General features: G+C 70.6%; 25 protein-coding genes. 18 read left to right on the top strand and 7 right to left on the bottom strand.

Translation table 11 applies throughout. From position 1 onward, the window contains the following. Positions 1-351, bottom strand: a complete 351-nt coding sequence (locus ACFFQA_RS12330) for a hypothetical protein (protein ID WP_377851919.1) — start codon at positions 349-351, stop codon at positions 1-3. 184 nt (positions 352-535) lie between these two features. On the opposite strand from ACFFQA_RS12330, the gene ACFFQA_RS12325 reads away from it, so the two are divergent. The 5 genes from ACFFQA_RS12325 to ACFFQA_RS12305 all read left to right on the top strand — a co-directional run bounded on the left by ACFFQA_RS12325 (position 536) and on the right by ACFFQA_RS12305 (position 6311). Further along, the gene (locus ACFFQA_RS12325) at positions 536-2392 is read left to right on the top strand and encodes a Xaa-Pro dipeptidyl-peptidase (RefSeq protein ID WP_377852266.1); all 1857 of its coding nucleotides are present in this window, start codon (positions 536-538) and stop codon (positions 2390-2392) included. A gap of 120 nt (positions 2393-2512) precedes the next feature. Then, positions 2513-4114, top strand: coding sequence for a hypothetical protein (locus tag ACFFQA_RS12320; RefSeq protein WP_377851918.1), 1602 nt, complete (start codon positions 2513-2515; stop codon positions 4112-4114). A 112-nt stretch (positions 4115-4226) separates the two neighbouring features. Beyond that, positions 4227-4886, top strand: coding sequence for a Maf family protein (locus ACFFQA_RS12315; protein ID WP_377851917.1), 660 nt, complete (start codon positions 4227-4229; stop codon positions 4884-4886). Positions 4887-4897: 11 nt separating this feature from the next. Further along, positions 4898-4978 (top strand): putative leader peptide, encoded by an 81-nt coding sequence (locus tag ACFFQA_RS12310; protein ID WP_377852264.1) that lies wholly within the window; start codon positions 4898-4900, stop codon positions 4976-4978. Between the two features lie 52 nt (positions 4979-5030). Further along, the gene (locus tag ACFFQA_RS12305) at positions 5031-6311 is read left to right on the top strand and encodes a dicarboxylate/amino acid:cation symporter (protein ID WP_377851916.1); all 1281 of its coding nucleotides are present in this window, start codon (positions 5031-5033) and stop codon (positions 6309-6311) included. An 11-nt stretch (positions 6312-6322) separates the two neighbouring features. Here the strand turns inward: ACFFQA_RS12305 and ACFFQA_RS12300 are convergent, their stop codons facing one another. Then, positions 6323-7021: a hypothetical protein gene (locus ACFFQA_RS12300; protein WP_377851915.1), complete on the bottom strand. Its 699-nt coding sequence runs from the start codon at positions 7019-7021 to the stop codon at positions 6323-6325. Positions 7022-7172: 151 nt separating this feature from the next. Between ACFFQA_RS12300 and ACFFQA_RS12295 the strand changes: the two genes are divergently transcribed. From ACFFQA_RS12295 to ACFFQA_RS12250, 10 genes are all read left to right on the top strand, one after another. Then, complete coding sequence (locus ACFFQA_RS12295) at positions 7173-8957, top strand: acetyl/propionyl/methylcrotonyl-CoA carboxylase subunit alpha (RefSeq protein ID WP_377852262.1); 1785 nt, start codon at positions 7173-7175, stop codon at positions 8955-8957. Beyond that, positions 8939-9853, top strand: coding sequence for an HAD family hydrolase (locus ACFFQA_RS12290; RefSeq protein ID WP_377851914.1), 915 nt, complete (start codon positions 8939-8941; stop codon positions 9851-9853). Before ACFFQA_RS12295 ends, ACFFQA_RS12290 begins: the two co-directional genes overlap by 19 nt. 80 nt (positions 9854-9933) lie before the next feature. Continuing rightward, entirely contained in the window at positions 9934-10413 is a 480-nt protein-coding gene (locus ACFFQA_RS12285) for a DUF1707 SHOCT-like domain-containing protein (RefSeq protein ID WP_377851913.1), read from the top strand. Further along, positions 10406-10849, top strand: a complete 444-nt coding sequence (locus ACFFQA_RS12280) for a DUF1707 SHOCT-like domain-containing protein (RefSeq protein ID WP_377851912.1) — start codon at positions 10406-10408, stop codon at positions 10847-10849. The genes ACFFQA_RS12285 and ACFFQA_RS12280 overlap by 8 nt, the downstream gene beginning before the upstream one ends. Positions 10850-10884: 35 nt before the next feature. After that, a complete protein-coding gene (locus ACFFQA_RS12275; RefSeq protein ID WP_377851911.1) occupies positions 10885-11472 on the top strand; it encodes a DUF1707 SHOCT-like domain-containing protein in 588 nt (195 codons plus the stop codon). 4 nt (positions 11473-11476) lie between these two features. Continuing rightward, on the top strand, positions 11477-12016 hold the full coding sequence (locus tag ACFFQA_RS12270; RefSeq protein ID WP_377851910.1) for a GNAT family N-acetyltransferase: 540 nt from the start codon (positions 11477-11479) through the stop codon (positions 12014-12016). Positions 12017-12042: 26 nt separating this feature from the next. Next, a complete protein-coding gene (locus ACFFQA_RS12265; protein ID WP_377851909.1) occupies positions 12043-12636 on the top strand; it encodes a DUF3558 domain-containing protein in 594 nt (197 codons plus the stop codon). Positions 12637-12763: 127 nt separating this feature from the next. Next, on the top strand, positions 12764-13168 hold the full coding sequence (locus tag ACFFQA_RS12260) for a transcriptional regulator (protein WP_377851908.1): 405 nt from the start codon (positions 12764-12766) through the stop codon (positions 13166-13168). A gap of 28 nt (positions 13169-13196) precedes the next feature. Next, a complete protein-coding gene (locus ACFFQA_RS12255) occupies positions 13197-14285 on the top strand; it encodes a PPE domain-containing protein (protein ID WP_377851907.1) in 1089 nt (362 codons plus the stop codon). Next, on the top strand, positions 14282-15082 hold the full coding sequence (locus tag ACFFQA_RS12250) for an ESX secretion-associated protein EspG (RefSeq protein WP_377851906.1): 801 nt from the start codon (positions 14282-14284) through the stop codon (positions 15080-15082). Before ACFFQA_RS12255 ends, ACFFQA_RS12250 begins: the two co-directional genes overlap by 4 nt. Positions 15083-15127: 45 nt before the next feature. Here the strand turns inward: ACFFQA_RS12250 and glpD are convergent, their stop codons facing one another. Beyond that, positions 15128-16891, bottom strand: coding sequence for a glycerol-3-phosphate dehydrogenase (gene glpD / locus ACFFQA_RS12245; protein WP_377851905.1), 1764 nt, complete (start codon positions 16889-16891; stop codon positions 15128-15130). Between the two features lie 239 nt (positions 16892-17130). Between glpD and ACFFQA_RS12240 the strand changes: the two genes are divergently transcribed. Together ACFFQA_RS12240 and glpK are read left to right on the top strand one after the other, a co-directional pair. After that, positions 17131-17868, top strand: a complete 738-nt coding sequence (locus ACFFQA_RS12240; protein WP_377851904.1) for an MIP/aquaporin family protein — start codon at positions 17131-17133, stop codon at positions 17866-17868. Positions 17869-17905: 37 nt separating this feature from the next. Further along, a complete protein-coding gene (glpK, locus tag ACFFQA_RS12235; protein ID WP_377851903.1) occupies positions 17906-19423 on the top strand; it encodes a glycerol kinase GlpK in 1518 nt (505 codons plus the stop codon). Positions 19424-19573: 150 nt separating this feature from the next. Here glpK and ACFFQA_RS12230 read toward each other — a convergent pair whose 3' ends face one another. Beyond that, complete coding sequence (locus tag ACFFQA_RS12230) at positions 19574-20977, bottom strand: NAD(P)H-quinone dehydrogenase (protein ID WP_377851902.1); 1404 nt, start codon at positions 20975-20977, stop codon at positions 19574-19576. A 132-nt stretch (positions 20978-21109) separates the two neighbouring features. On the opposite strand from ACFFQA_RS12230, the gene ACFFQA_RS12225 reads away from it, so the two are divergent. After that, positions 21110-21565, top strand: a complete 456-nt coding sequence (locus ACFFQA_RS12225; RefSeq protein WP_377851901.1) for a gamma-glutamylcyclotransferase family protein — start codon at positions 21110-21112, stop codon at positions 21563-21565. On the opposite strand, the gene ACFFQA_RS12220 is transcribed toward ACFFQA_RS12225, so the two are convergent. The 3 genes from ACFFQA_RS12220 to ACFFQA_RS12210 form a co-directional block, all read right to left on the bottom strand. Then, the gene (locus ACFFQA_RS12220; protein WP_377851900.1) at positions 21514-22470 is read right to left on the bottom strand and encodes a type IV toxin-antitoxin system AbiEi family antitoxin; all 957 of its coding nucleotides are present in this window, start codon (positions 22468-22470) and stop codon (positions 21514-21516) included. The genes ACFFQA_RS12225 and ACFFQA_RS12220 overlap by 52 nt on opposite strands. Positions 22471-22629: 159 nt before the next feature. After that, complete coding sequence (locus tag ACFFQA_RS12215) at positions 22630-23907, bottom strand: M20 family metallopeptidase (RefSeq protein WP_377851899.1); 1278 nt, start codon at positions 23905-23907, stop codon at positions 22630-22632. Continuing rightward, complete coding sequence (locus tag ACFFQA_RS12210; RefSeq protein WP_377851898.1) at positions 23904-25124, bottom strand: M20 family metallopeptidase; 1221 nt, start codon at positions 25122-25124, stop codon at positions 23904-23906. The genes ACFFQA_RS12215 and ACFFQA_RS12210 overlap by 4 nt, the downstream gene beginning before the upstream one ends. Positions 25125-25451 lie beyond the last annotated feature (327 nt).

Genomic DNA, 25451 nt, shown 5'->3' with positions numbered 1-25451 from the left:
TCAGGGGCAGTCGATCGGCTGGTGCAGCACGGTGAGCTGCTGGTCCAGGTTGAGATCGACCTGGTGGCAGCTGGGCCCGGTGCGCAGCCGCAACCGCGCGTGCGACGGGCGGTCCAGTGTCGTGGAGAGCACGTCGACGTGGTCGATCCCTTCGAGCACGTCGGCGACCGCGGCCAGCGGCCGTCCCGACGTGACGGTGGACTCCAGGACCAGCAGCACCCTGTCGACCGGTTCCGGCCGCGTCCTGTCCTGTCCCAGCAGCACCAGTCCGGCCAGGCCACCGGCCAGCGCCGCCCCCAACAGGGACAGCGGCCAGCGGTGACGGCGCACCACCCCGACGATCGAACCCATCCCGCCATGGTGCGACCCGGACAAAGCGGAACGCATCCGCACGACTACTCAGTCCCGCCCACAACTATCGGCTCTGCCGCCGGTGCCACCTGGCTGAATAGCGTCAAGACAGATCACGAGGCGGAGGTGCACGGTGCTGAGACGGATCGGCGTGGTGGTCGGGCTGATGGGCCTGGTCACATCGATGATCGCGATGCCGGCGTCGGCGCGGACGGACGCGTTCGCCTTGAGCGGGGGCGTCACCCAGCCGGTGCACGCGCTCGCCGACGCGGTCCGCGAGACGGTGTGGGTGGACATCGGCATGGACGGCGACCGCGACGGTGTGAGCGACCGGGTCGCGGCCGACATCGTGCGGCCGCAGACGACCGCCAAGGTCCCCGTGATCATGGATGCCAGCCCGTACTACTCGTGCTGCGGACGCGGTAACGAGTCCGAGCGCAAGACCTACGACTCCAGCGGCCGGCCGGTCGGCTTCCCGCTGTACTACGACAACTACTTCGTGCCGCGTGGCTACTCGGTGGTGCTCGTCGACCTCGCGGGCACCAACAGGTCCGAGGGCTGTGTCGACGTCGGCGGCCGGTCGGACGTCACCTCCGCCAAGGCGGTCGTGGACTGGCTCAACGGCCGCGGCAAGGGCTACAGCGGCAAGACCGGCGGCACCGAGGTCGCGGCGAGCTGGTCAACCGGGGCTGTCGGCATGATCGGCAAGTCCTACGACGGCACGATCGCCAACGGTGTCGCGGCGACCGGTGTGGACGGTCTGCGCACCATCGTGCCCATCGGTGCGATCAGCTCCTGGTACGACTACTACCGGGGCGACGGGATGGCTTTCCGGCGCGGTGGCCCCTCCGGTCTGGCGCGCACCGTCGAGGGCGGCGGGCGTTCGGACTGCGGTCACGCCAAGACCGTGCTGGACCAGGGCACCGCCGCCAACGGCGACGTCACCCCGATGTGGGTGGACCGCAACCACGTCCCGAACGCGGGCAAGGTGAAGGCGAGCGTCTTCGTCGTGCACGGCCTCGGCGACATGAACGTGATGACCCTCCACTTCGGACAGTGGTGGGACGCGCTGGCCAAGAACGGGGTGAAGCGCAAGATCTGGCTGAGCCAGACCGGTCACGTCGACCCGTTCGACTTCCGCAGGGCGGAATGGGTGCGCACGCTGCACCGCTGGTTCGACCACACGCTTCTCAACGTGGCCAACGGGATCGACACCGAGCCGATGGCCGATGTCGAGCGCAGTCCCGACCGTTGGAGCACCGACAAGGTCTGGCCGCCCGCGAGCAAGCTCACCGCCGTGCGCCCGCAGCCCGGATCGGCGGCGGGACTCGGCAAGCTCAGCACCCAGGCGGCTCCGGCGGGCAAGACCGAGCAGTTCACCGACAACGGTCAGACCAACGAGTACTCATGGGCGTTGCAACCCAACGCGGCGTCGCCCTCGCGCGTGCTGTTCACGACCGGCAACCTGGCCAACGAGCTGCGGCTCTCCGGAACGGGTTCGGTGACCGTCACCGCGAGCTCGTCCACACCGAGCGCGCACCTCACCGCGGCGCTGGTTCACTACGGCCCCAACACGATCCGGGACTACCGGGGCAGCGGTGAGGGCATCAGGACGCTGAGCACGGAGTCGTGCTGGGGCGAGAACCGCGACGGCGACGACGCCTGTTACCGGGACACCGCGACCACGACCAAGCAGGTCGACCACGAGGTGCTGGCGCGTGGCTGGGCCGACCTGTCCAACTACTCGTCGCTGAGCAGCAGCCAGCCGCTCCAGCCAGGGCAGAGCTACACGATGACCTTCCGGCTCTCCGCGCTCGACCACGTGATCCCGGCGGGCCACCAGCTCGCGGTGATCATCGGGGGCACGGACAACTCCTACATCGCCGCACCGTCGCGGCTGCCGAAGATCACCGTGGACCTGAGCCGGACCAGCTTCGACCTCCCCCTGGTCGGCGGTCTGCCCGCGGCCGGTGGCGAGAGCGCGCCCGCCGCACGCGACGGCCTGCCCGCGCCGACCGCGCTGCCCAACGGCGAACGCTGAGCGGTCCCCCCGTCCGGGTGCCCCCGACCTAGGTGAAGACCTAGGTCGGGGGCACTGCCCTATGTTCTCCCGAACACCGCGCCGATGTGGGGGCATCGGCGGATCGTCAACGGGGGAAAGATGAACAAGCGGCCGATCACGGCTGTCGTGCTGGCACTCGCGTTGCTGTCGACGGGGTGCACGAGCACAGTCCCAGGGGAAGCTCTGTCCAAAGTGGACAAAGATGTCGTCCCGATTCCGGAGGAACCCGCCGAGTGGGCGGTTGCCAGGGTCGATGCCTGCAAGCTGCTGTCGGCCGCGGTGCCGACGACCCTGACACCGAGCACGCCGGAGCAGGGCAGTCCGCACAGCTGCGCGATGGACGTGATCACACCCGACTACGGTCGGCGCACGGTCAGGCTCAACGTCGGCGCGGCCTTCGACCATGCGGACCGGATGGACTCCGCACCGTTCACTGCCCGCGATGTGCTCGCCTACCAAGAGCTCGACACCACCGCCCCCGGCGTCTCCCTCCCTGGCGGCGACTACAGCTGCGAGGTGAACCTGCCGCTATCGGCGACCACGTCGATCCAGGTCACGAGCGCGACGTCGGCGCGAGAACCGGAACTCGGGTGCGCAACGCCACGGGAGGTGATCGACGGCGTCGTCGAGCGGCTGGCCCAGCCCGAGCCGGTGTTGCGCTCACCCGGCAACGGCTTGGGCGACTGGCCCACCTGTGCACTGCTGGCGAGCGCGCCGGGCGGCGACGCGGCGCAACTCAGGGCGGACCAGCACCGAGTCGACTCCTGCTACGCGAAACTCGCCCCGGACAAGACGATCTCCATCGAAGTCTCCCCTGCCGGCGATCCGGTCGCCAGGACCCGAGATGCCTCGGAGACGGTCGTCCGGCTGGGCGGTGTCGACGGGCTGCAGAACTCCGGCGCCTCGGGTTCGTGCACCCTCGCATGGGCGCAGGAGCCCGTCGCCAAGCCGTACGGCAACGCCTTTCAGGTGATCACACTGCGCGCGTCGAGCTGCGAGGAGCTCCCCCAGGTGGCGAACAACGTTCGCTCGAAGCTGGCAGGTCCTCCGCCCGTGGCGCCGCAGCGCCCGTCCCGGCTCGGATTCCCGGCGGACGCGTGGGACGAGGTGACCGATCCGGCGTGCCAGATCACCCGGGACCCGTACCCCGACTCTTGTCGGAAGCCCAGAGCCGTTGCCGCGCCGAGGGGAATCGACGCGAACATGGCCTCGGCCCTCAGCGAGGACGGTAAGGACGCGATGTGCGCGGCGCTAGCCGACGCGATGCGGGTGGTCACCGCGGCGGAACCGATCCTGGTCGTCGTCGACAAGATCGAGCACAAGGGCTGCGTCGGCCGGACTCCGGACTTCACGCTGACCGTGACCCTCGCCGTGACCCCGGACAGATCGGCGGAGTTCGCTCCGGGCTTCTACTGCTATGGCACCTCCAAACAGGAGACCGTCACCGTCGCGGACCGACCGGCGAAGCAGTGCTCGCACTACGGCAACAACGTCGGCAACGCCCCCACCACCAGTGTGACCGGCAAGGACTACTACATCGCCGTGCGCGGTTCCCTGGAGTCCATGGGAATGGTGACGATCACCAGCAACGTGAGCTATCCCCGCGGCGTCTCCAACCTGAAACCCGCAGAAGACGCCGAGAAGCTCAACCTCGTCGACCGCATCGCCACCCACCTCGTCACCCACTACTTCCCCCTCTGACCCACCCCCGGCCATTCGCGGGCTTATGGACGTCCTGGCGCGCTCGAACACGTCCATAAGCCCGCGAATGGCCAAGATCGTCCGAGGGGGTGGGGCAGTAGTCTCGCGGCTCGTGCGATTCGTACTTGCCTCAGCCTCGCCCGCCCGCCGCGCCGTGCTCGGCGCCGCCGGGATCGACCCGATCGTCCGCGTCTCCGGAGTGGACGAGGACGCCGTCACCGCCGCGCTCGGCGACCCCACCCCGACCGACCTGGTCGTCGCGCTCGCCGAGGCCAAGGCGGAGGCCGTCCGGCCCGGCGTGGCCGCCGAGTTCCCTGACTCGGTCGTCATCGCCTGCGACTCGATGCTGCTGATGGACTTCGGCGACGGGCCGGAGGTCGTCGGCAAGCCGGGCACGGTGGACATCGCCCGGCGGCGGTGGAAGCGGATGGCGGGCGGCACCGGCGAGCTGCTCACCGGGCACGCCGTCGAGCTGTTCTCCGGCGGCGAGCTGGTCGCGCGGGCCAAGGACTCGGCGGCAACGACGGTCCGCTTCGCCGACATCACCGACGAGGAGCTGGACGCCTACCTCACCACCGGCGAGCCGCTGGCGGTCGCGGGCGGGTTCACCCTGGACGGGCTCGGCGGCTGGTTCGTGGAGGGCGTCGACGGCGACCCGTCCAGCGTGATCGGGATCAGCCTCCCCCTCACCAGGAAGCTGCTTGCGTCGGTGGGGGTGGGTGTCGTCACACTTTGGCGTGACCAGGAAGTTCGTGCGCATCCGGCTGGTTAGTTGAGGGCGTCATGAGTGTTCCTCGGCTTCTGTTGACCAGGCGCCTGCACGTCGATCTGCGACGGCAGGCGAGTTCGCTCTGTCCGGCCTGACGCGGCTCCCCGACACCGAACCCACCCCATCAACCAGCCGAGGAAGACAGTCGTGCTCAAGAGAATCCCGTTCTGGGTCCAGATCGTCGCGGGCCTGGTGCTCGGCGTCGTGCTGGGCGTCGTCGCCAGGGTCGGCAACCTGACCTGGCTTGGCACCGCACTGAGCACGATCGGCAGCACCTTCGTGCAGCTGCTGATGCTCGCCGTGGTGCCGCTGGTGTTCACCGCGATCGTGGTGAGCATCGCCAACCTGCGCAACATCAACGGCGGGCCCGGCACGGTCGCCAGGCTGACCGGCAAGACCCTGCTGTGGTTCGGGATCACCTCGCTGGTCGCGGTGCTCGTCGGCATCGCGACCGGGCTGATCAGCAACCCCGGCCAGGGCGTCGGGCTGACCCCCGACCCGAACTACAAGCCGAAGACGCAGGGCAGCTGGGTGGACTTCCTCAAGGGGATCATCCCGAGCAACCCGGTGGACGCCTTCACCTCCGACGGCAAGGTGCTCCAGATCGTCTTCCTGGCCGTGGTGATCGGCATCGCCGCGTACAAGGTCGGCGAGAAGGCCGAGCCGTTCGTCGCTTTCAACCGCTCGCTGCTGGAGGTCGTGCAGAAGGCGCTGTGGTGGGTGATCCGGCTCGCCCCGATCGGCACGCTCGGCCTGATCGGCAAGGCGGCCGCGCAGTACGGCTTCGACGTGCTCCGCCCGCTCGCGACGTTCGTCATCGCCGTCTACGTGGCGTGCGCCGTGGTGCTGTTCGTGGTCTACCCGGTGCTGCTGCGCACGGTCGGCAAGGTCAGCCCCGCCAGGTTCTTCGCCAACGCGTGGCCCGCGATCCAGCTGGCGTTCGTCTCGCGCTCCTCGATCGGCACGCTGCCGCTGACCCAGCGCACCACGATCGACAACCTCGGCGTGCCCAAGGAGTACGCGAGCTTCGCGGTCCCGTTCGGCGCGAGCACCAAGATGGACGGGTGCGCCGCGGTCTACCCGGCCATCGCCGCGATCTTCGTCTCCCAGGTCTTCGGGGTGCCGCTGTCGCTGTGGGACTACGTGCTGATCGCGTTCGTGTCCGTGGTCGGCTCGGCGGCGACCGCTGGTCTGACCGGCGCGACGGTGATGCTCACCCTGACCCTGTCCACGGTGGGCCTGCCGCTGGCCGGTGTCGGCCTGCTGCTGGCGATCGATCCGATCCTGGACATGATGCGCACGGCGACGAACGTCGCGGGCCAGATGGTGGTCCCGGTGCTCGTGGCGCGCAGCGAGGGCACCCTGGACGACGAGGTCTTCAACGCCCCGCGCACCGACGTGCTGGACTCCGAGCCGGTCGCGGCCTGATCACCGCTCCCTCAGCACTTGCGCAGCGCGGTCTTCGCGGGCGCGAGTGCTGAGGGGTATCCGGGGAGCCGGTCCAGCCGATCCACCGGCGCGGTGCAGCCGACCTGCTCAGTATCGGTTGACCACACCTCGATGAAGTAGGTCCGGCACAGCGTCGCCCCGCTGTCACAGCCGCTCTGCGCGGTCACCAGCTCGGGCACGCCGTCACCGTCCACGTCGTGCAGGTTCATCAGGCCCGCTGTGGCCACGTAGGCCGACTGGGCCCGCTCCCACGCCTCCGGCCCGCGCACGAACAGCTCCCCCGTGACGGTGTCCCCCGCCTCGCCCGAGACCAGGCAGACCGCGGCGCGGCCGGGCGCGCAGCTCAGCGACTGCGGGGCCAGCCGCGTGGCGTACTGGCCGATGGTGACCTCGAAGATGCTGTGGGTGTTGCCCCGGACCACGCGGATCCGGCCGTTGCCGCCGCTCGCGTCGGCCAGCAGCTCGACCTGGTCGCCCTCGACCCGTTGCGAGGCCAGCACCTTGCACGGCCCGGTGTTGCAGTAGAGCTGGCCGGAGCCGGGAGGTGGAGCGGAGGAGGACGAGGAGCTCGGGGGCGAGCCCGGGGCGGCGTCGGACATCCCGCGCACCGCGGCGATGGTCAGTGAGACCAGGGTCACCACGGCGCAGGCGCACATGGTCACGATGACCGACCTCGGCGCGAACGACACGGCTCACCCCCTCGATTTTCCCGACGATGACAGCAACGACGCCCACGCGGCACGTGAGGTTGCTCTCCAGTAGTGCCCCTCACCTGGACCCTAGACTCGCCCGCGCGCCAGTCTGTTGACCGACGCGTCGTCACGAGGAGGTGCGGTGTCAGTGCACAGCGACACGCAGGGTCGAGCCATCGCCAAGGTGCTCGTCGCCAACCGCGGTGAGATCGCGGTCCGGGTGATCAGGGCCTGTCGGGACGCCGGGCTGGCCAGTGTGGCCGTCTACGCCGATCCCGACCGGGACGCGCCGTTCGCGCGGCTGGCCGACGAGGCCTTCGCCCTGGGTGGCGCCACCGCGGCCGAGTCCTACCTCAGCGTCGACAAGCTGCTCGACGTCGCCAAGCGCTCCGGGGCGGACGCGGTGCACCCCGGCTACGGCTTCCTGTCGGAGAACGCCGAGTTCGCCCAGGCCGTCATCGACGCGGGCCTGACCTGGGTCGGACCGACCCCGCAGGCCATCCGCGACCTCGGCGACAAGGTCACCGCGCGGCACATCGCGATGCGCGCGGGCGCGCCGCTGGTGCCCGGGACCAAGGAGCCGGTCAGCGGCCCCGACGAGATCATCGCCTTCGCCTCCGAGCACGGGCTGCCGATCGCGATCAAGGCCGCCTTCGGCGGCGGCGGTCGCGGCCTGAAGGTCGCCCGCACCATGGAGGAGATCCCCGAGCTGTTCGACAGCGCGGTGCGCGAGGCGGTCGCGGCCTTCGGGCGCGGCGAGTGCTTCGTGGAGCGCTACCTGGACAAGCCGAGGCACGTCGAGGCCCAGGTGCTCGCCGACCAGCACGGCAACGTGGTCGTCGTGGGCACCCGCGACTGCTCGTTGCAGCGCAGGCACCAGAAGCTGGTCGAGGAGGCCCCGGCCCCGTTCCTGTCCACCGAGCAGCGCCGCGGCATCCACGAGGCCGCCCGCGCGATCTGCGCCGAGGCGGGCTACCACGGCGCGGGCACGGTGGAGTTCCTCGTCGGGCTGGACGGCACGATCTCCTTCCTGGAGGTCAACACCCGGCTCCAGGTCGAGCACCCGGTCAGCGAGGAGACCACTGGCATCGACCTGGTGCGCGAGCAGTTCCGCATCGCCGCCGGGGAGGAGCTGCGGTTCACCGCCGACCCCGAGCCGCGCGGTCACTCCATCGAGTTCCGGATCAACGGCGAGGACGCGGGCCGCAACTTCCTGCCCGCCCCCGGCACCGTCACGACGTTCGTGCCGCCGTCGGGCCCCGGCGTCCGCGTAGACGCGGGCGTGGAGTCGGGCAGCGTGATCGGCGGCCAGTTCGACTCGCTGCTGGCCAAGCTGATCGTCACCGGCGAGACCCGCGAGCAGGCCATCGAGCGCGCCCGCCGCGCCCTGGACGAGATGGTCGTCGAGGGCATGGCGACGGTGCTGCCGTTCCACCGCGCGATCGTGCGCGACAAGGCGTTCACCGCCGAGGACGGCTTCACCGTGCACACCAGGTGGATCGAGACCGAGTTCGACAACACCATCGAGCCCTTCGGCGGCGCGGCAGGGACCGAGGACGTGGAGATCCCGCGGCAGAGCGTCGTGGTCGAGGTCGGCGGGCGGCGGCTGGAGGTCACGCTGCCGGGTGACCTCGCGATCGGCGGCAACGGCGGCGGCACGGCCGTGAAGGCCAAGCCCCGCAAGCGCGCGGGCGGCAAGGCCTCGGCCGCGGCGTCCGGCGACGCGGTCACCGCGCCCATGCAGGGCACGATCGTCAAGGTCGCCGTCGAGGACGGCCAGCAGGTGGAGGCGGGTGACCTGCTCGTCGTGCTGGAGGCCATGAAGATGGAGAACCCGGTCACCGCGCACAAGGCAGGCACCGTCACCGGTCTCACCGCGGCCCCCGGCGACGCGGTCGGGCAAGGTGTCGTCCTGTGCGAGGTGAAGGACTGAGCGGGCCCGGCCTGCTGCTGCTCGACCTGGACGGAGTACTGCGGCGCTTCCCGTCGGAGGCGCCGATCGAGGACGACCACGGCCTGCCGCGGGGAAGCCTGATCGCGGCGGCCTTCGCCCCGGACGTGCTCCGGCCCGCGCTCGTCGGCGCGATCGACGCCGAGCGGTGGTGGGAGACCGCGCGCGACCGCCTCGCGGCCACGCACTCCACTGTGGATGGTGAGACGGCGGGCGCCGCGATGCGCGCTTTCATGCGCCCGGGAGAGTTGGTCCCGGAGGCACTGGAGCTGGTCCGCGAGGTCCGCGGCAGGGGCTGCCGGGTCGCGCTGCTGACCAACGCCACCAGTCGCCTGGACGCCGACCTGGAGCTGCTCGGCCTCGACCGCGAGGTCGACGCGGTGGTGTCCTCCGCGCGGCTCGGGGTGGCCAAGCCGGACCCGGAGGCGTTCCGCCGCGCCCTGCGCGTGTTGCAACACTCCCCTTCGGGCACGTTGTTCTGCGACGACACCGCGGAGAACGTCGCGGCCGCGGCCGCGGTCGGGCTCGACGCGGCGCACGTCCCGGACACCGCGGCGCTACGCGAGGCGCTGCGCTCCCGCGGCCTGCTCGACGACACCTCCAGCCCAGGAGAATCCACAGTGGACGAACCGAGTCCGGTGCTGATCGTGTTGCACGACAAGGACGACGCCGCGGCGCTCGCCGAGGAACTGCTCGGTGACGGCTGGGCTCCGTGCACGGTCCACAAGGAGCTGCTCGCCGGCGAGGACGACGCGGAGGACGCCGACTGGGTGGTCCTGCTGGAGACCGCCCCGGACGGCCTGTCCGCGAGCTGCTGGCAGGACGAGCTGGAGCGCCTCGCCGAAGGTCGCGACGGCTTCGTCACCGATGCGAGCTGATCACCGCTGGCCACCCGGACGAGGCGGTACTGGCCGAACGGCCGAGGGCGGGCCGCGCCGGTCTGGCTAGCGTCGTGCGCATGACGCAGCCGCTTGACCCGCAGACCCGCATTGGAGACACCGAGCGCGCCGAGGCGCAACGGATGCTCGGCGAGCACCTCGAAGCGGGCAGGCTCACCACAGAGGAGTACGGGGAGCGCGCCGCGCTGGCCGGGACGGCCAAGTGCGCCGCGGACCTGCTTCCGCTGTTCTCCGACCTGCCGGGGCACCACCGCGCCGCGCCGTCGATCTCGTTCACCCCGCAGGAGCCCGTGGGGCGGCAGCCACGGCACCAGGACCTCGGCGGGCCGGTCCAGGCCCTGGCGATCTCGGGCGCGGTCTTCCTCACGGGCTGCGTCGGCGTGTTCGGCCTGACCGTGCTCTGGGGCGTCGGGTCCCATCGGTTGATGCAGCTCGTCGCCGTCGTCGGCGTGCTCTCGTCGATGGTCTTCGTCGCGCTCGCGCTGGTGCGCATGCTGCGGTCTGGACCCTCCCGGCCGTACGATCGGCAGGGTGGGTGACCCTTCCTTGCCGGACATCCGGATCGGCGACGCCGACCGGGTCGATGCCGAGCGCCTGCTCAACGAGCACCTGACCGCGGGCAGGCTGACACCGGAGGAGTACGGCGACCGCGCCACCCAGGCCGCGGCCGCCCGCACCCAGGGCGATCTGCTCCGGCTGTTCCTCGACCTGCCGGGGCCGCACCCGAACTTCGAGGCGCCTCGGCAGCTCGACACCTACACCGCCTACACCCCACCGCCGATCTCCCACGAGCCGCAGATCGCGCACCCGCCGGTCAAGCGCGGTCCGAGCACCTGGGTGATCGCCGCCATCACCGTGCCGATCATCGTGCTCGGCGTCGTGGTGACCATCCTCGGCACCTTCGGCTCGGGCTCATTCGTCATCGGGCTGGTCGTCGTGGGCCTGGTCCTGCTGCTGATGTTCGGCGGAGGCTGACCTGTTGTCGGTGAGCGGGCTTAACATTCATTCTTGTGAGCGAACCTGACCCGTCCCTGCTCCGCGTCGGTGACACGGAACGGGAAGCCGCCGTCCAAGCACTCGGCAAGCACTTCACGGCCGGGCGGCTGGACGTCGAGGAGTACGGCGAGCGCACGGCCAAGGTCACCACCGCGCGGACCCAGGGCGAACTGCTCGCGGTCTTCGCCGACCTGCCGGAGCCCCACCCCGACCTGAGCGGCATGGTCCCCCGCGCGGCCACGACGGTGCCCGCGGTCGCGGCGGACCCCGGCTCGGACGAGCTCGACGTCCCGCAGCAGTCGAAGGCGCAGCGGATCGCCGCCGGGGTCATGGCGGTGTCCTGGATCGCGATGGTCCCGCTGTTCTTCATCCTCAACACCTGGTTGGTGTTCCTCGCCCCGCTCGCGCTGTCGGTGTTCCTCGGCGCGATCTGGGGCCAGAACTGGAACGACCCGGAGGAGCGCGCGAAGCAGCAGCGCAAGCGGGCGAAGCGGCGCCGCAAGCACCTGGAGATGCATCGGGAAATGCACCAGGAGATCCGCGACCGGCACCGGGAGGTGCGGCGAGAGATCCGGGGCCGGCGACGCGACGACGAGGACTGAGGCCGTGGACGCCGTCGAGATCAACGCGGGCAACCACTACCTGCGCACCCTGCGCGCGGACGACCGGCTGGACGACCGCCCCGCGCTGGTGACCGCCTTCGCGGACGAGGCGATGCGGCGCTGGGTCTACCACTACAACGTGCCGGATCTGGAGGCCGCGGGTCGCTACGTCGCGCTGCGCGCCCAGGAGTGGGCCGACGACGAGCGCTGCTCGTGGGCCGTCGCCGAGCCGGCAACGGGTGAGCTGCTCGGCGAGGTCGGCCTGAAGAACCTCGACCTGGACGCGGGCACCGCCGAGGTCGCGTGCTGGGCGCATCCGCTCGCTCGGGGCCGGGGCACGACCGTGGAGGCGATCGGCGCCGCGCTGCGCTTCGGGTTCGGCGCGCTCGACCTCAAGGAGGTCAGCTACGACCACGCCGAGGGCAACGCGGCCTCGGCCCGCGTCGCGGAGAAGTGCGGGTTCACCCTGTCCCACAAGCTGCGCAACGAGATCGAGGTCGACGGCCGCCCGGAGACGCTCGTGGTCTGGACACTGCGAGCCTGAGAAACCGGGTCGCTACGGTACGTCGCATGCGCACAGCCGGGCTCCTGACTGTCTTCCTGGTCGCCGCCCTGACCACGGGCTGCACGTCGGCCCCGGCGATCAGCGCGCACGAGCAGCGGCGGACCCGGGTGGACGAGCCGCTGCCCACCACGACGCCGATCACGCTGCCGCCGCGGCCACGCGAGCTGAGGCTCGACAAGGCCGACCCGTGCAAGCTGCTGACCGCCGCACAGCGCAAGGACCTCGGCATGGACCGCCCGCCGCAGGCCGGTCGCAACCCGAACATGGGCAACGCCAAGGTCTGCGACTTCCGGGACAGCACGCGCGCGCTCGCGGTGCGCATCGGCCTGGTGACCGAGCAGGGCGTCGAGGTGTGGCTCGACGAGACCGCGCAGGCCGACGCCACCCAGACACAGGTCGCGGGCTTCCCCGCGCTCGTGGTGCGCACCGCCGCCCAGACCGGCTTCTGCAACGTCGACGTCGACGTTGCCGCCGGCCAGTTCCTCGACGTTCAGTTCGGGAACTCCGGCAATGCCCACCCCCCGTCGCTTGAGCAAATGTGTTCCCGCGCTCAGGAGGTTGCCCAAGCCGCCATGAGCACCCTGATCAGCGCAAAGTGAGGGAACGAACGCGCTGAGTGCCTAGCCCGGTCCGGGTTTCGTCACGGGAAGCACTCCAAGTGATCACACACAGTCGCTACAGTGACCCCGGCAAGACATCCGCGCGCGCAGAGACCGGGAGTGCACCGTGCCGTTCTCCAACGCCCCGAACGGCGACCTGTCCCGCCAGCTCGCCACCTCGGAAGCGGTGTCCGGGGGCTCCGGGCAGCAACGGATGAAGGTCGAGAAGGCCGCGATCCCGACGATGCGCAAGGCGTTCCAGCGCGCGCTGGACCGGCTCACCCCCGAGGTCGGCCAGGCCCGGTCGGACCTGCGCATCCGGCCGTGGGCGGGCGACCCCGTCAGCTCCGAGGCGGCCGCGAAGTTCAACGACCGCTCCGTGGACAGCGGTGAGGCCGCGCTCGGCGCGCTGGAGGGGTACCAGCAGCAGCTGAACAACGCGGTGCTCGCGCTGGAGGAGATCGAACGCGGCTACCGGGGCGTGGAGCGCGGTAACCGGGACCTGATGGACGACAAGCAGTCCGGCTGCTGACCTACTTCCCGGCTGAGGAGGCGACGGTATGAACGCCGACCATCGCTGGCAGGGCTACTCGCACGAGGAGCTGTACCGCCAGTTGCACAGCGGCCCAGGACCGGCGGCCTCGGCCGCGTCGATCCGTCGCTGGTCCGAGATGTCCAAGGCGCTCGAAGAGATCGACAAGGACATCAAGGCGGCGCTCAACCGGGGCGGTGCGGGCTGGGAGGGCAAGGCCTCCGACGCGGCGCAGGGCAAGCTCAACCCGTTGGTGCAGTGGGCCCGCGACGCCAAGACCGGCGCCGAGGCCATGCGCCTGTCGGCCGAGCAGCAGGCCGAGCACATCGGCAAGGCGCGCGCCGACATGCCGCGGCCGGTCAAGGTGGTCGCCGAGGAACCGTGCGCATTGGTGACCGGCCTGGTGCACCTGTTCGGCGGGCAGACCGACTACGAGCGCCAGGAGGTCGCGCGCTCGTCGGCCGAACGCCAGGCGGTCGAGGTGATGTCGGCCTACCAGAGCAAGACCACGGCCAACACCAGCACGCTCGGCCAGTTCAGCCAGCCGCCGCAGCTCACAGTCGAGCCCGTGCAGCCGCGCGTCGACGGGGCTCCGGTGCCCGGCACCGGCAGGGCGGTCACCCGCCCGCGTGGCGGCTCCGTCCCCACCCAGCGCAACCCCGTCAGCCGGGGCACCACGAGCCAGCCCGGCCGCCCGGTCACCGGGTCGCAGGCGGCGAAGCAGATCACGCCCGGCCCGCGCGCCGCCACCCCCACGGCCGCGCAGCTCAACCCGGCCCCCACTGCACGTCCGGCCCCGGCACTGCCCGGAGTCACCTCGCTGGCCTCCGCGAGTGCGTCGCCCGGCGCGGTCCCGCCGGTCGAGCAGCGCCCGGTCGGCGCGGTCACCCAGGCGTCGGCGGCCGCGACCCCGGCGCGTCCCACCCCGCCACCCGCCGGCTACGGCGTGGTCGGCGTCGAGCAGGTGCGCTCCGACGGGGTGCTCGTCGGTGCCTCGACCAGGCGCGAGGAGGACCGCGAGCACCGCCGCGCCGACTACCTGGTCGAGACCGACGACATCTTCGGCGACTCCTTCCTGGTCGCCCCGCCGGTGATCGGGGAGGGCCCGCTGTCGTGACGCTCTTCGGCGAGGCCCCTGCCCGGGAGGTCGTGCTCTCCACAGTGGAGTTCGACGTGCTCTGGAACCACCTGGGCCTGCCGGAGATGCCTTTGGTGCTCAGGGTTCCTTCGCCGGGAAAGACCCACAGCGAGCGCGCGGAGCTGGAGCGGGCGGTGTGGGACGACATCGGCGAACGCGGTCTGGGCAGGCCGATCCGGTTGGATGCCGAGCTGGAGCAGATGCTCGGAGTGCTCGCCCTGCCGGACCGCGAGGTCGACGGCCGCGTGTGGCTCGGCCGCAGCGTGCGGGTACTCGCCGCGGCGCGCGGGAGCGACGGAGTGCTTGCGGTGCTTGAAGGTTCTCAGCTGACGCTGCGCCAGGTCGCCGACTACGGCCTCCCCAGGACCGCGCTGTCGGTGCTGCCGCCGCTGCCCGCGGGGCCGGGGCGCTCGATCACGCTGCCGAGCTCCGACCTGGACGCCGCCGCGGCGCAGGCCGGGGATTCTGTTGCGGCGCTTGAGGCCGCGCTTCGCCAGTACGGGGTCCGGGCCGAGGACGCGAACGCACTGTCCACTGTGGTCAGTGAGGTCGGTGATCGCGGCCAGTTCGGCGCGGCGGCAAGGGACGAGCACGGCAAGCGGCGGCGCGCGGACCGGGTGATCGCGTTCTTCGACACGCCCGCGGGGCGCTACCTCCAGACGCGGAGCACCTCGCCGGGCGGAGTCCCGTGGAGCACGATCTCCCCCGCCGACGCCCGCAGGCTGACCCAGCACCTCGACGAGCTGCTCACCGAGCTCACCGATCCCGATCTGTAGCAACGCGAAGGGCGCCCTCCCAGCGGAGGGCGCCCCTGTCGTCGATCAGTTCGCCGCGGGCTCCAGCATCTGCTGCCGCGCCTCCGGCGCCGCGGTCCGCTTGGCGTCGGCGGCCTGGTCGTCGGGCTGCGTCTGGGAGTCCCGCTCCGCCTCGACCCGCGCGGTGTAGACCTCCACCTCGCGCTTGATCGTCTTGTCGTCCCAGCCGAGCACGCCCGCCATCAGCTCGGCGACCTTCTCCGCGCACTCCACACCGCGGTGCGGGTACTCGATGGAGATCCTGGTGCGTCTGGTGAGCACGTCCTCCAGGTGCAGCGCGCCCTCGTGGCTGGCGGCGTAGACCACCTCGATCTGGAGGTAGTCCGGGGCGCCCGGCACCGGCCGCAGCAGCTCGGGCCTGCCGTCGGCCTCGGCGAGCACCTCGTGCACCAGTGAGCCGTAGCGGTCCAGCAGGTGCCGGACCCGGTACGGGTGCAGTCCGTGCTTCGCGGCCAGCTGGTCGGCCTGGTTCACCAGCGCGTGGTAGCCGTCCGCGCCGAGCAGCGGCACCTTGTCGGTGATCGACGGCGCGATCCGGCCGGGCAGGTCGACGGCGGCCGCGTTGATCGCGTCGGCGGCCATGACCCGGTACGTCGTGTACTTGCCGCCCGCGATGGCCACCAGGCCGGGGGACACCCGCGCGACCGCGTGCTCGCGGGAGAGCTTGGAGGTGTCGTCGCTCTCGCCGGAGAGCAGCGGGCGCAGACCCGCGTACACGCCCTCGATGTCGTCCTTGGTCAACGGCGTCGCGAGTACCTTGTTGACCTGTTCGAGGATGTAGTCGATGTCCTGCTTGGTCGCGGACGGGTGTGCCAGGTCGAGGTTCCAGTCGGTGTCGGTGGTGCCGACGATCCAGTGGTTGCGCCACGGGATCACGAACAGCACGGACTTCGAGGTGCGCAGGATCATCCCGCTCTCGGAGACGATCCGGTCGCGCGGGACGACGATGTGCACGCCCTTGCTCGCCCGCACCCGGAACCGGCCCCGGCTGCCGGAGAGCTTCTGGATCGCGTCGGTCCACACACCCGTGCAGTTGATCACCGCGTGCGCCTGGACCTCGGTCTCCTCGCCGGTCTCCACGTCGCGCACGCGCACACCGCAGACGCGGTCGGACTCGCGCAGCATTCCGATGACCTGGGTGGAGGTCCGCACGACCGCGCCGTAGTGGGCGGCGGTGCGGGCCACGGTCATCGTGTGCCGCGCGTCATCGGCCTGCGCGTCGAAGTAGCGGATGCCGCCGATCAGCGCGTCCCGCTTGAGCGCGGGCACCATGCGCAGCGCGCCCGCCCTGGTGAGGTGCTTCTGTCCCGGAACGGAGCGCGCGCCGCCCATCGTGTCGTAGAGCATCAGGCCCGCGGCGGTGTACGGCCGCTCCCAGATCCGGTGCGTCAACGGGTAGAGGAAGCTCACCGGCTTCACCAGGTGCGGCGCCAGGCGGGTCAGCATCAGCTCCCGCTCCCGCAGCGCCTCTCGGACCAGACCGAACTCCAACTGCTCCAGATAGCGCAATCCGCCATGGAAAAGCTTGCTGGAGCGGCTGGAGGTCCCGGACGCCAGGTCGCGCGCCTCGACGAGGGCGACCCGAAGGCCACGGGTGGCCGCGTCCAGCGCGGCGCCCGCGCCGGTCACGCCACCGCCGATGACCACGACGTCGAACTGCTCCGAACCGAGCTGCTGCCAGCTCCGCTCCCGGTCGGCCGGACCCAGCTCGGCCGCACCCGCCGGCCGCGCCGTCCTGCCGGTCGATCCTCGTGCTTCCCGCTTCGCCACGCGGCATCGCCTCCCTGTGCCCGGCGTCGGCGTATTGGACCAGCAATCACGCTACTCGGCAGTCCGATCAGCCGAACACCCATGTCATCGGGGTAACGGAATCACCTGGTTCAGAAAGTATCCGTGGACATCCACTCGTCTGCGGAAGTACGGTCCGCCGAGTTCGAGGATGCGGCGCCGCACCCTGACGTGGGTCGCTGTCGCATGTGGACCGGTGGACGGAACACGGAGGGGCAGCGATGACTGGCGGAGAGATCTTCGTCTGGGAACTGATCGGGACGGGGATCCTGATCCTGATGGGCGCCGGGGTGGTGGCCAACGTCACCCTGAAGAACTCCCTCGGGCACAACGGGGGCTGGCTGCTGATCAACTTCGGGTGGGGCTTCGCGGTCTTCGCGGGTGCCAGCGTCGCCGCTCCCAGCGGCGCGCACCTGAACCCGGCGGTGACCCTCGGCCTCGCGGTGGCGGAGAAGGTCGACTGGAACCAGGTGCCGATCTACTTCGCGGGACAGATGGTCGGCGCGTTCCTCGGTGCGACGCTGTGCTGGCTGGCCTACAAGCTCCAGTTCGACACCCACGACGACCCGGCCAACACCCTCGGCGTGTTCTCCACCGGTCCCACCGTCGACAACAAGCCGTGGAACGTCGTCACCGAGGTGATCGGCACCTTCGTGCTGGTGTTCTGGGTGCTGGCCAGCCCGACCGCGAAGGTCGCCGAGCACGGCGTCCCGGAGTTCGGCAACTCCGCGCTGGGTTACGCGGCCGTGGCGTTCGTGGTGATCGGCATCGGCAACTCCCTCGGCGGGCCCACCGGCTACGCGATCAACCCGGCCCGCGACCTCGGCCCGCGCATCGCCTACGCGGTGCTGCCCATCAAGGGCAAGGGCGGCGCGAACTGGGGTTACTCCTGGGTCCCGGTGGTGGGCCCGCTGATCGGCGGCGCGCTGGCCGGTCTGCTCGCAATGGCCCTGACCTGAGCACGCTCTCCAGCCCACGCAGAAAGGCGACAGTGGCATGACGCAGTACGTGGCAGCGATCGACCAGGGGACCACCTCCACCCGCTGCATGATCTTCAACCACTCGGGTCGAGTGGTGTCCTCCGACCAGGTGGAGCACGAGCAGATCTTCCCGAAGGCGGGCTGGGTCGAGCACAACGCCGAGGAGATCTGGGAGAACGCCCGCCGGGTCGCGGCGGGCGCGCTGGCCAAGGCCGACCTGACCACCGCGGACATCGTGGCGGTCGGCATCACCAACCAGCGCGAGACCGCGGTGGTGTGGGACAAGAGCACCGGAAAGCCGGTCTACAACGCGATCGTCTGGCAGGACACCAGGACCGACAAGATCTGCGACCGCCTCGGCGACCTCGGCGGCGGGCAGGAGCGCTACCGCGGCAAGACCGGTCTGCCACTGGCCACCTACTTCTCCGGCCCCAAGGTCGCCTGGATCCTGGAGAACGTCGAGGGCGCGCGGGAGAAGGCCGAGGCGGGCGAGCTCCTCTTCGGCAACATGGACACCTGGGTGCTGTGGAACATGACCGGCGGGGTCGACGGCGGCGTGCACGTCACCGACCCGACCAACGCCTCGCGCACCCTGCTGATGGACCTGGACACGCTGTCCTGGGACGCCGAGATCGCCAAGGAGATGGGCATCCCGCTGTCCATGCTCCCGGAGATCCGGTCCTCCTCCGAGGAGTACGGCAAGGTCCGCGAGCGCGGCGCGCTGGCCGGGGTGCCGATCGCGGGCATCCTCGGCGACCAGCAGGCCGCCACCTTCGGCCAGGCGTGCCTGTCCCCCGGCGAGGCCAAGAACACCTACGGCACCGGCAACTTCGTGCTGCTCAACACCGGCACGGAGAAGGTGCTCAGCGAGAACGGCCTGCTCACCACGGTCTGCTACAAGATCGGTGACAACGCCCCGGTGTACGCGCTCGAAGGCTCGATCGCGGTCACCGGCTCGCTGGTCCAGTGGCTGCGCGACAACCTCGGCCTGATCAGCACCGCCGCCGAGGTCGAGGAGTTCGCCAAGACCGTGGAGGACAACGGTGGTGCGTACATCGTGCCCGCGTTCTCCGGGCTGTTCGCGCCGTACTGGCGCTCCGACGCCCGTGGCGCGCTCGTCGGCCTGACCCGCTACGTGAACAAGGGCCACATCGCCCGCGCGGTGCTGGAGGCCACGGCCTTCCAGTCGCGCGAGGTGATCGAGGCGATGAACGCAGACTCCGGTGTTCCGCTCACCTCGCTCAAGGTCGACGGCGGCATGGTGGTCAACGAGACGCTGATGCAGTTCCAGGCCGACATCCTCGGCGTCCCGGTGATCCGCCCCGTGGTCAACGAGACCACGGCGCTGGGCGCGGCGTACGCGGCCGGTCTCGCGACCGGGTTCTGGGCCTCCGAGGACGACATCCGCGAGAACTGGGCGCAGGACAAGCAGTGGGAGCCGTCCATGGACGACAAGACCCGCGACCGTGAGTACCGGAACTGGAAGAAGGCGGTCACGAAGACCTTCGACTGGACCGAGAAGGACGACGACTGATCGTCGAAAGAAATGGGGCGTCCCGCCGAAGCGGGGCGCCCCCTTTCTTGCCCATGCGTGGTTGTCGCTTTTCCGGGGACTCCACTTTTCCCTGCCGTGGCAACCAAAAGGGCCACGGCGCCCCGTGGCCCTTGAAGAAAATGCCGTGGCTCAGTCGAGGTCGTCGTGTCGCATCAGACGACGCCCGGCCTCGGTGATCGTCCCGGAAAGCGACGGGTACACCGAGAAGGTGTAGGCCAGGTGCTCGACGGTCAGCTGGTTCTGCACGGCGAGCGCGATCGGCAGGATCAGCTCGCTGGCCGACGGGCCCACCACGACGCCGCCGATGACCACGCCGGTCTGCGGGCGGCAGAACAGCTTCACGAAGCCGCGGCGCAGGCCCTCCATCTTGGCGCGGGCGTTGGTGGCCAGCGGCAGCATGATGGTGCGGGCGGGCACCTTGCCGGAGTCGATGGCCTCCTGGCTGATGCCCACGGTGGCGATCTCGGGGTGGGTGAACACGTTCGCCGCGACGGTCTTGAGCTTGATCGGCTGGACGCCCTCGCCCAGCGCGTGCCACATCGCGATCCGGCCCTGCATGGCCGCGACCGAGGCGAGCATCAGCAGCCCCGTGCAGTCCCCAGCGGCGTAGACACCGGAGACGTTGGTGCGCGAGACGCGGTCGACCGGGATGAACCCGCCCTTGCCGAGCTCGACCCCGACGCTGTCCAGGCCGATGTCGCCGGTGTTGGGCACCGAGCCGACGGTCATCAGCGCGTGGCTGCCCTCGACCATGCGGCCGTCGGCCAGGTAGACCTGCACGCCGTCCTTGGTGCGCTCGACCCGGTCGGCGCGGGCGTACTTGATCATCGTGGTTCCGCGCTCGGCGAAGACGTCCTCCAGCACCGCGGCGGCGTCGGCGTCCTCGTGCGGCAGCACGCGGTCCCGGCTGGAGACCACGGTGACCTTGACGCCCATCTCGGTGTAGGCCGAAGCGAACTCGGCGCCGGTGACACCGGAGCCGATCACGATCAGGTGCTCGGGGAGCTCGGGCAGGTCGTAGATCTGGCGCCACGTGAGAATGCGCTCACCGTCCGGCTGGGCGCCCGGCAGGATGCGCGGGCTGGCACCGGTGGCGATCAGCACCACGTCGGCGGGCAGCACCTCGGAGTTGCCGTTGAGCATCTCCACGGCGACCCGGTGCTGGGCCAGGCCGGGGGCGTCGTCGCAGAAGCGCGCGCGGCCGGAGAGGATGCGCACCCCCTCGCGCTGCAGGCGCGCCCGGACATCGGCGGACTGGGCGAGCGCGAGGCCACGAACCCGGCCGTTGACCACCGGCAACTCGACGCCAACCTCGGCGTCGTCGTTGCGAATGCCCAGCTCGTCGGCCGAGCGGAAGGCCGCGCGGGCGCCAGAGGAGGCGATGAAGGTCTTGGACGGCACGCAGTCGTAGAGCACGCACGAACCGCCGACACCCTCGTCCTCGACGACGGTCACGTCGGCACCGTGCGGCGCGGCGACCAGCGCCGCCTCGTACCCGGCAGGTCCGCCGCCCATGATCACGATGCGGGTCACGGAAACTCCTCCTAGAGCACTAGCTCCCAACGCCGAGCGCGTCAACCGTACGCGCTACCCGAACGGTGTGAGCGGGTGGCCGCATTGCCCGATGGGTCCCATCTCGTGATCGAGGTCGCTACTCTGTCTCTCGTGCCGCTGTATGCCGCCTACGGGTCCAACATGGAACCGAACCAGATGAAGGAGCGAGCTCCACACTCGCCGATGTCAGGCGCGGGGTGGCTCGTTGGCTGGAGAATGACCTTCGGCGGTGAGGATCTCGGCTGGGAGGGCGCGCTCTCCACGATCGTCGAGGACCCCACATCCCAGGTCTTCGTCGTGCTCTACGACGTCAGTCCCTTCGACGAGGAGCGCCTCGATCGGTGGGAAGGCGCGGAGCTGGGCCTCTACAAGAAGATCCGGCTCCGGGTGCAGACCCTGGAGGGTTCGGTGCTCGCCTGGCTGTACGTGCTCGACGCCTATGAGGGTGGCCTGCCGTCGGCCCGCTACCTCGGCGTGGTCGCGGACGCGGCCGAAGCCGCGGGCGCCCCGGCCGACTACGTCAACGACCTGCGCACCAGGCCCTGCGCGGGCCTCGGCCCCACCTGATCCCCGCATCCGGCGGCCCGTCGCTGCCGGAACGCGGCCCACAACCGGGTCATCAACGCGGTCGGCGCGCGGAGATCCGCCGCGCCCGCGCGCACGGAGATCCATCCCTTCCGGGACAGCGCCCGGTCCTGTCCCGCGTCGCGCGCCGAGTCCAGTGGCCGACGATCCGGCCCGCTGTAGGCCAGCGCGATCCGTAGCTCCGGCCACGCGAGCGCGACCCGCCGCAATGGCGTCCCATCACGGTCACGGACCTCGTACTGCGACTCGGGCAACGGAAAACCATGGTCAACGACCAGGAGTCGCAACCAGCTCTCCTGCGGTGTCTCGACCCGCTCGGTGATCAGGTCGACCATCGCGTGCGCTCCGGACACGCCGCGCCGATCGTCACGCCGGTCGAGCCGGTGATGCATCTGTTCCCGGAAAACCGGCTGCAGGTCCCCCGGCAGTGAACGCATCAGCTGGTCGGCGCAGGCGAGCGCCGTGGGCCTTGGCCCGGTGCACAACAGCTCGGAGAAGACCAGATCCGGCGCCAGCACCGGGAGCCCGTCGAGCTCCACCACGTCGTCGGTCGCGAACCGGCTGTGCCGGATCACCAGTCCCGGTCTGCTGCGTGGCCAGCGCGAGTACGGGACGGTGACGTGCACTTGGTGGGTGTCGGCGGCGGCGCAGCCGTACATCGAGGCGGCGGTGAAACCGGAGAGCACGGCGCCGCCACCGATGGCCATCAGCGCGGCCGCCGCCATGGTCCGCGGGTCACCCATCCGTTCCCGCGGTACCACCACTCCGCGCCAGGGCTGGACGAGCCTGCCGTGACGCAGCGCGTACCGCAGCTTGGTGTCGCCCAGAACGGCGCGGAACCGCTGGTAGCTGTGCGCCCCGTGCCAGGGGTCGGGTCGATGAGGCATGCCACGACCATCCAGCAAACCGGGGTGGTGTGGCGGGAGGATTCGGCTAGCTGTGGACAACTCCGGCCGTTGTGGACAACTGACCGAAGGTGCCGGTCCCCGACTTGACAGGGGCGGCTGGTGTGACCAGCCGCCCCTGGCGAGCCAACACGCCGTCGATCAGGCCAGCGCGGTCAGCGCGGTGTGCACCATGACGCGGACACCGGCGAGCAGCGCCCGCTCGTCCAGGTCGAAGGTGGGCTGGTGCAGGTCACGCTGCGGGCCGTGGCCTGGCCAGACACCGAGCCGCGCGAAGGAGCCTTCGACGTGCTCCAGGTACCAGCCGAAGTCCTCGCCGCCGGAGGACTGCTCGGTACCCGCCAGAGCGTTCTCGCCAAGGGCGGCGAGCACACCGGAGCGCAGCAGCCTGGTGCTTTCCCGCTCGTTGACCACGGGCGGCACACCGCGACGGTGCTGGAGGTCGAAACCGACTCCCATCGGCGCGAGCAGCGAGGTGATCAGCTCACGGACCAGCGGCTCCAGCTCGGCCCAGGTGTCCCGGTTGCCGGTGCGCAGCGTGCCGCGCAGCACGCCCTCCTGGGGAATGGCGTTGGCCGCCTCACCCGCCTGGACCGCGCCCCAGACCAGCACGGTGCCCGACCGCGGGTCCACCCGCCGGGAGAGCAGCGTGGGCAGCCCGGTGATCACGGTGCCCAGCGCGTGCACCAGATCGGCGGTCAGGTGCGGCCGTGAGGTGTGGCCGCCCGGTGAGGTCAGCCGCAGCTCAATCAGGTCGCTGGCGGAGGTGATCGCGCCGACCCTGGTGCCGACCCGCCCGACCTCCAGCCGGGGGTCGCAGTGCAGGCCGAAGATCCGCTCCACGCCGTCGAGCCCGCCCGCGGCGAGCACGTCCAGCGCGCCGCCGGGCATGACCTCCTCGGCGGGCTGGAAGATCAGCCGGATCCGGCCGGGCAGACCGGGCGCGTGCGCGAGCGCGAGCGCGGCGCCGAGCAGGACCGTGGTGTGCGCGTCGTGGCCACAGGCGTGCATCACGCCGTCCACAGTGGACGAGAAGGGGTTGCCGGTGCGCTCGGTCAGCGGCAGCGCGTCGATGTCGGCGCGCAGCGCGACGCAGCGCGGCCCGGAACCGATGTCACAGATCAGCCCGGTGCCGACGGGGAGCAGCCGGGGCTTGAGACCCACCGACTCCAGCTTCTCGGCGAGGAACTCCGTTGTCGCGTGTTCCTGCCTGGACAGCTCGGGGTGGGCGTGGATGTGCCTGCGCCAGCTGACCACGTCCTGCGCGTGGCGCAGCATCCAGGCGTCCAGCCAGGACGGCCCGCGTCCTGCGCCGAGGTCCTCCACAGTGGACATGGTCGCGCCGGACTCGGTGATCAGCACTTCGGAGTGGTCGCGGGCACCCCGCGGGTAGTCGGGACGAGAGTCGAGGACGGTCACGCGAAACCTCCTGCTGCCGCCGCGTCCGCGGCGACCCGACCGGAGAGACGGTCCGCGACGCCGCGGAGCAGCCGGGCGCGCTGCTCCCCGTCGCCGGCGGCGGCGACGGCGGTCCACGCGAGCGCGAGCGCGCCGTCGAGCACAGCGCGGTCGGCAGATGCCGACGCGCAGGCCGCCGCGAACTCGGGCTGGTGGTTCACCGCGTCTCCACAGTCGATGGCGATTGTGGGGTGAATGGCGGGCAACGCTCGGGTGATGTTGCCCATGTCGGTACTCCAGAGTTGTCGTTTCCGCTCCTCTTCCGGGTCCATCGGTACCCGGCCGAGTTCGGAAATCGACTTTCGATAAGCCGAGGCCAACCACTGGTCGGGGTTCAGCTCGGCATAGATGGCTGAGATGTGGGTGACCTCATGCGTACAGCCGGTCGCGACGGCGCCTGCCTTGAAACAGTCCCGGATTCGGTTCTCCAGACGTCGCAAGGAGCCGAGGTCCGTCGCGCGAAGGTAGAAGACGGCGGCGGTGTCCGCTGGGACAATGTTAGGCGCCGCACCGCCGTGTGTGACGATCCCGTGCACCATTTGGCCGCTTTCGAGATGCTGACGGAGCAATCCGATGGCGACCTGGGCGACGGTGATCGCATCGGCCGCGTTGATCCCCAGGTGCGGAGCCGCGGCGGCGTGCGAGGTCCGTCCGCTGTAGCGCACCTCGACGTCGGCGATGGCCAGCGACGTGCACGCGACGGACTCCTCGGGTGAGGGGTGGACCATCATCGCCAGCGCGACGTCGTCGAAGACGCCGGCCTCCAGTAGCGCGACCTTGCCGCCGCCGACCTCCTCCGCGGGGGTGCCGACGAGCTTGACGGTGATGTCGAGCTGATCGGCGACCTCGGCGAGGGCCAGCGCGGCGCCGGTCGACGCGGCGGCGATGACGTTGTGGCCGCACGCGTGGCCGATCTCCGGGAGCGCGTCGTACTCCGCGCACAGCCCGACGACCAGCTCACCGGAGCCGTAGGTCGCGGTGAAGGCGGTCTCCAGGCCGCCGACGCCGTGCTCGACGGCGAAGCCCTCGCGCTGGAGGACGTCGGCGACCCTGGCCGCCGCGCGGTGCTCCTGGTAGGCGAGCTCGGGGTCCGCGTGGATGGCGTGGGAGAGCTCGACAAGCGCATCCGCATGCCGCTCAACGGCGGAGCGGCACTGGGCCTTGGTGTCGGTGCTCATGTGCATCCATCCTGCACCATGCACTCTTCATAGGTGATCAAGAAGCGGGCTGGCGCGATTGCCGGTCGCCACGCTGCGCCGAGTGGAGCAACCGAGTTCGGTCTGGCTGTATCCGGATAACCGGTCACGGCGTAACGCTTCCACGCAGTGCAGCGCTATGTCCCGTGAATCGTCAACGAAGACGGAACGTTTTCGAACCCGGTTTACACCGCCAGAAAACCGTACTTCCGTACTGAGAAGCGCCGTTATCACTCAGTGAGCCGAGCCGGCCACGGCACGTCACCGAGCAATAGTGCGCAATTGCGCTGATCGCCCTTGCACGATTGT

The organism is Allokutzneria oryzae (genome assembly GCF_042429765.1).
GTDB classification, from domain to species: domain Bacteria; phylum Actinomycetota; class Actinomycetes; order Mycobacteriales; family Pseudonocardiaceae; genus Allokutzneria; species Allokutzneria oryzae.
This window is presented reverse-complemented; position numbering and strand designations above follow the sequence as displayed.

What these genes read in the sequence shown, in the direction of transcription:
- ACFFQA_RS12310 (WP_377852264.1), top strand. Translation starts at nt 4,898, where the DNA reads ATGAGTGTTCCTCGGCTTCTGTTGACCAGGCGCCTGCACGTCGATCTG.
- ACFFQA_RS12325 (WP_377852266.1), top strand. Translation starts at nt 536, where the DNA reads ATGATCGCGATGCCGGCGTCGGCGCGGACGGACGCGTTCGCCTTGAGC.
- ACFFQA_RS12220 (WP_377851900.1), bottom strand. Translation starts at nt 22,470, where the DNA reads ATGCCTCATCGACCCGACCCCTGGCACGGGGCGCACAGCTACCAGCGG.
- ACFFQA_RS12265 (WP_377851909.1), top strand. Translation starts at nt 12,043, where the DNA reads ATGCGCACAGCCGGGCTCCTGACTGTCTTCCTGGTCGCCGCCCTGACC.
- ACFFQA_RS12330 (WP_377851919.1), bottom strand. Translation starts at nt 351, where the DNA reads ATGGGTTCGATCGTCGGGGTGGTGCGCCGTCACCGCTGGCCGCTGTCC.
- ACFFQA_RS12255 (WP_377851907.1), top strand. Translation starts at nt 13,197, where the DNA reads ATGAACGCCGACCATCGCTGGCAGGGCTACTCGCACGAGGAGCTGTAC.
- ACFFQA_RS12210 (WP_377851898.1), bottom strand. Translation starts at nt 25,124, where the DNA reads ATGAGCACCGACACCAAGGCCCAGTGCCGCTCCGCCGTTGAGCGGCAT.
- ACFFQA_RS12285 (WP_377851913.1), top strand. Translation starts at nt 9,934, where the DNA reads ATGACGCAGCCGCTTGACCCGCAGACCCGCATTGGAGACACCGAGCGC.
- ACFFQA_RS12320 (WP_377851918.1), top strand. Translation starts at nt 2,513, where the DNA reads ATGAACAAGCGGCCGATCACGGCTGTCGTGCTGGCACTCGCGTTGCTG.
- glpK (WP_377851903.1), top strand. Translation starts at nt 17,906, where the DNA reads ATGACGCAGTACGTGGCAGCGATCGACCAGGGGACCACCTCCACCCGC.
- ACFFQA_RS12240 (WP_377851904.1), top strand. Translation starts at nt 17,131, where the DNA reads ATGACTGGCGGAGAGATCTTCGTCTGGGAACTGATCGGGACGGGGATC.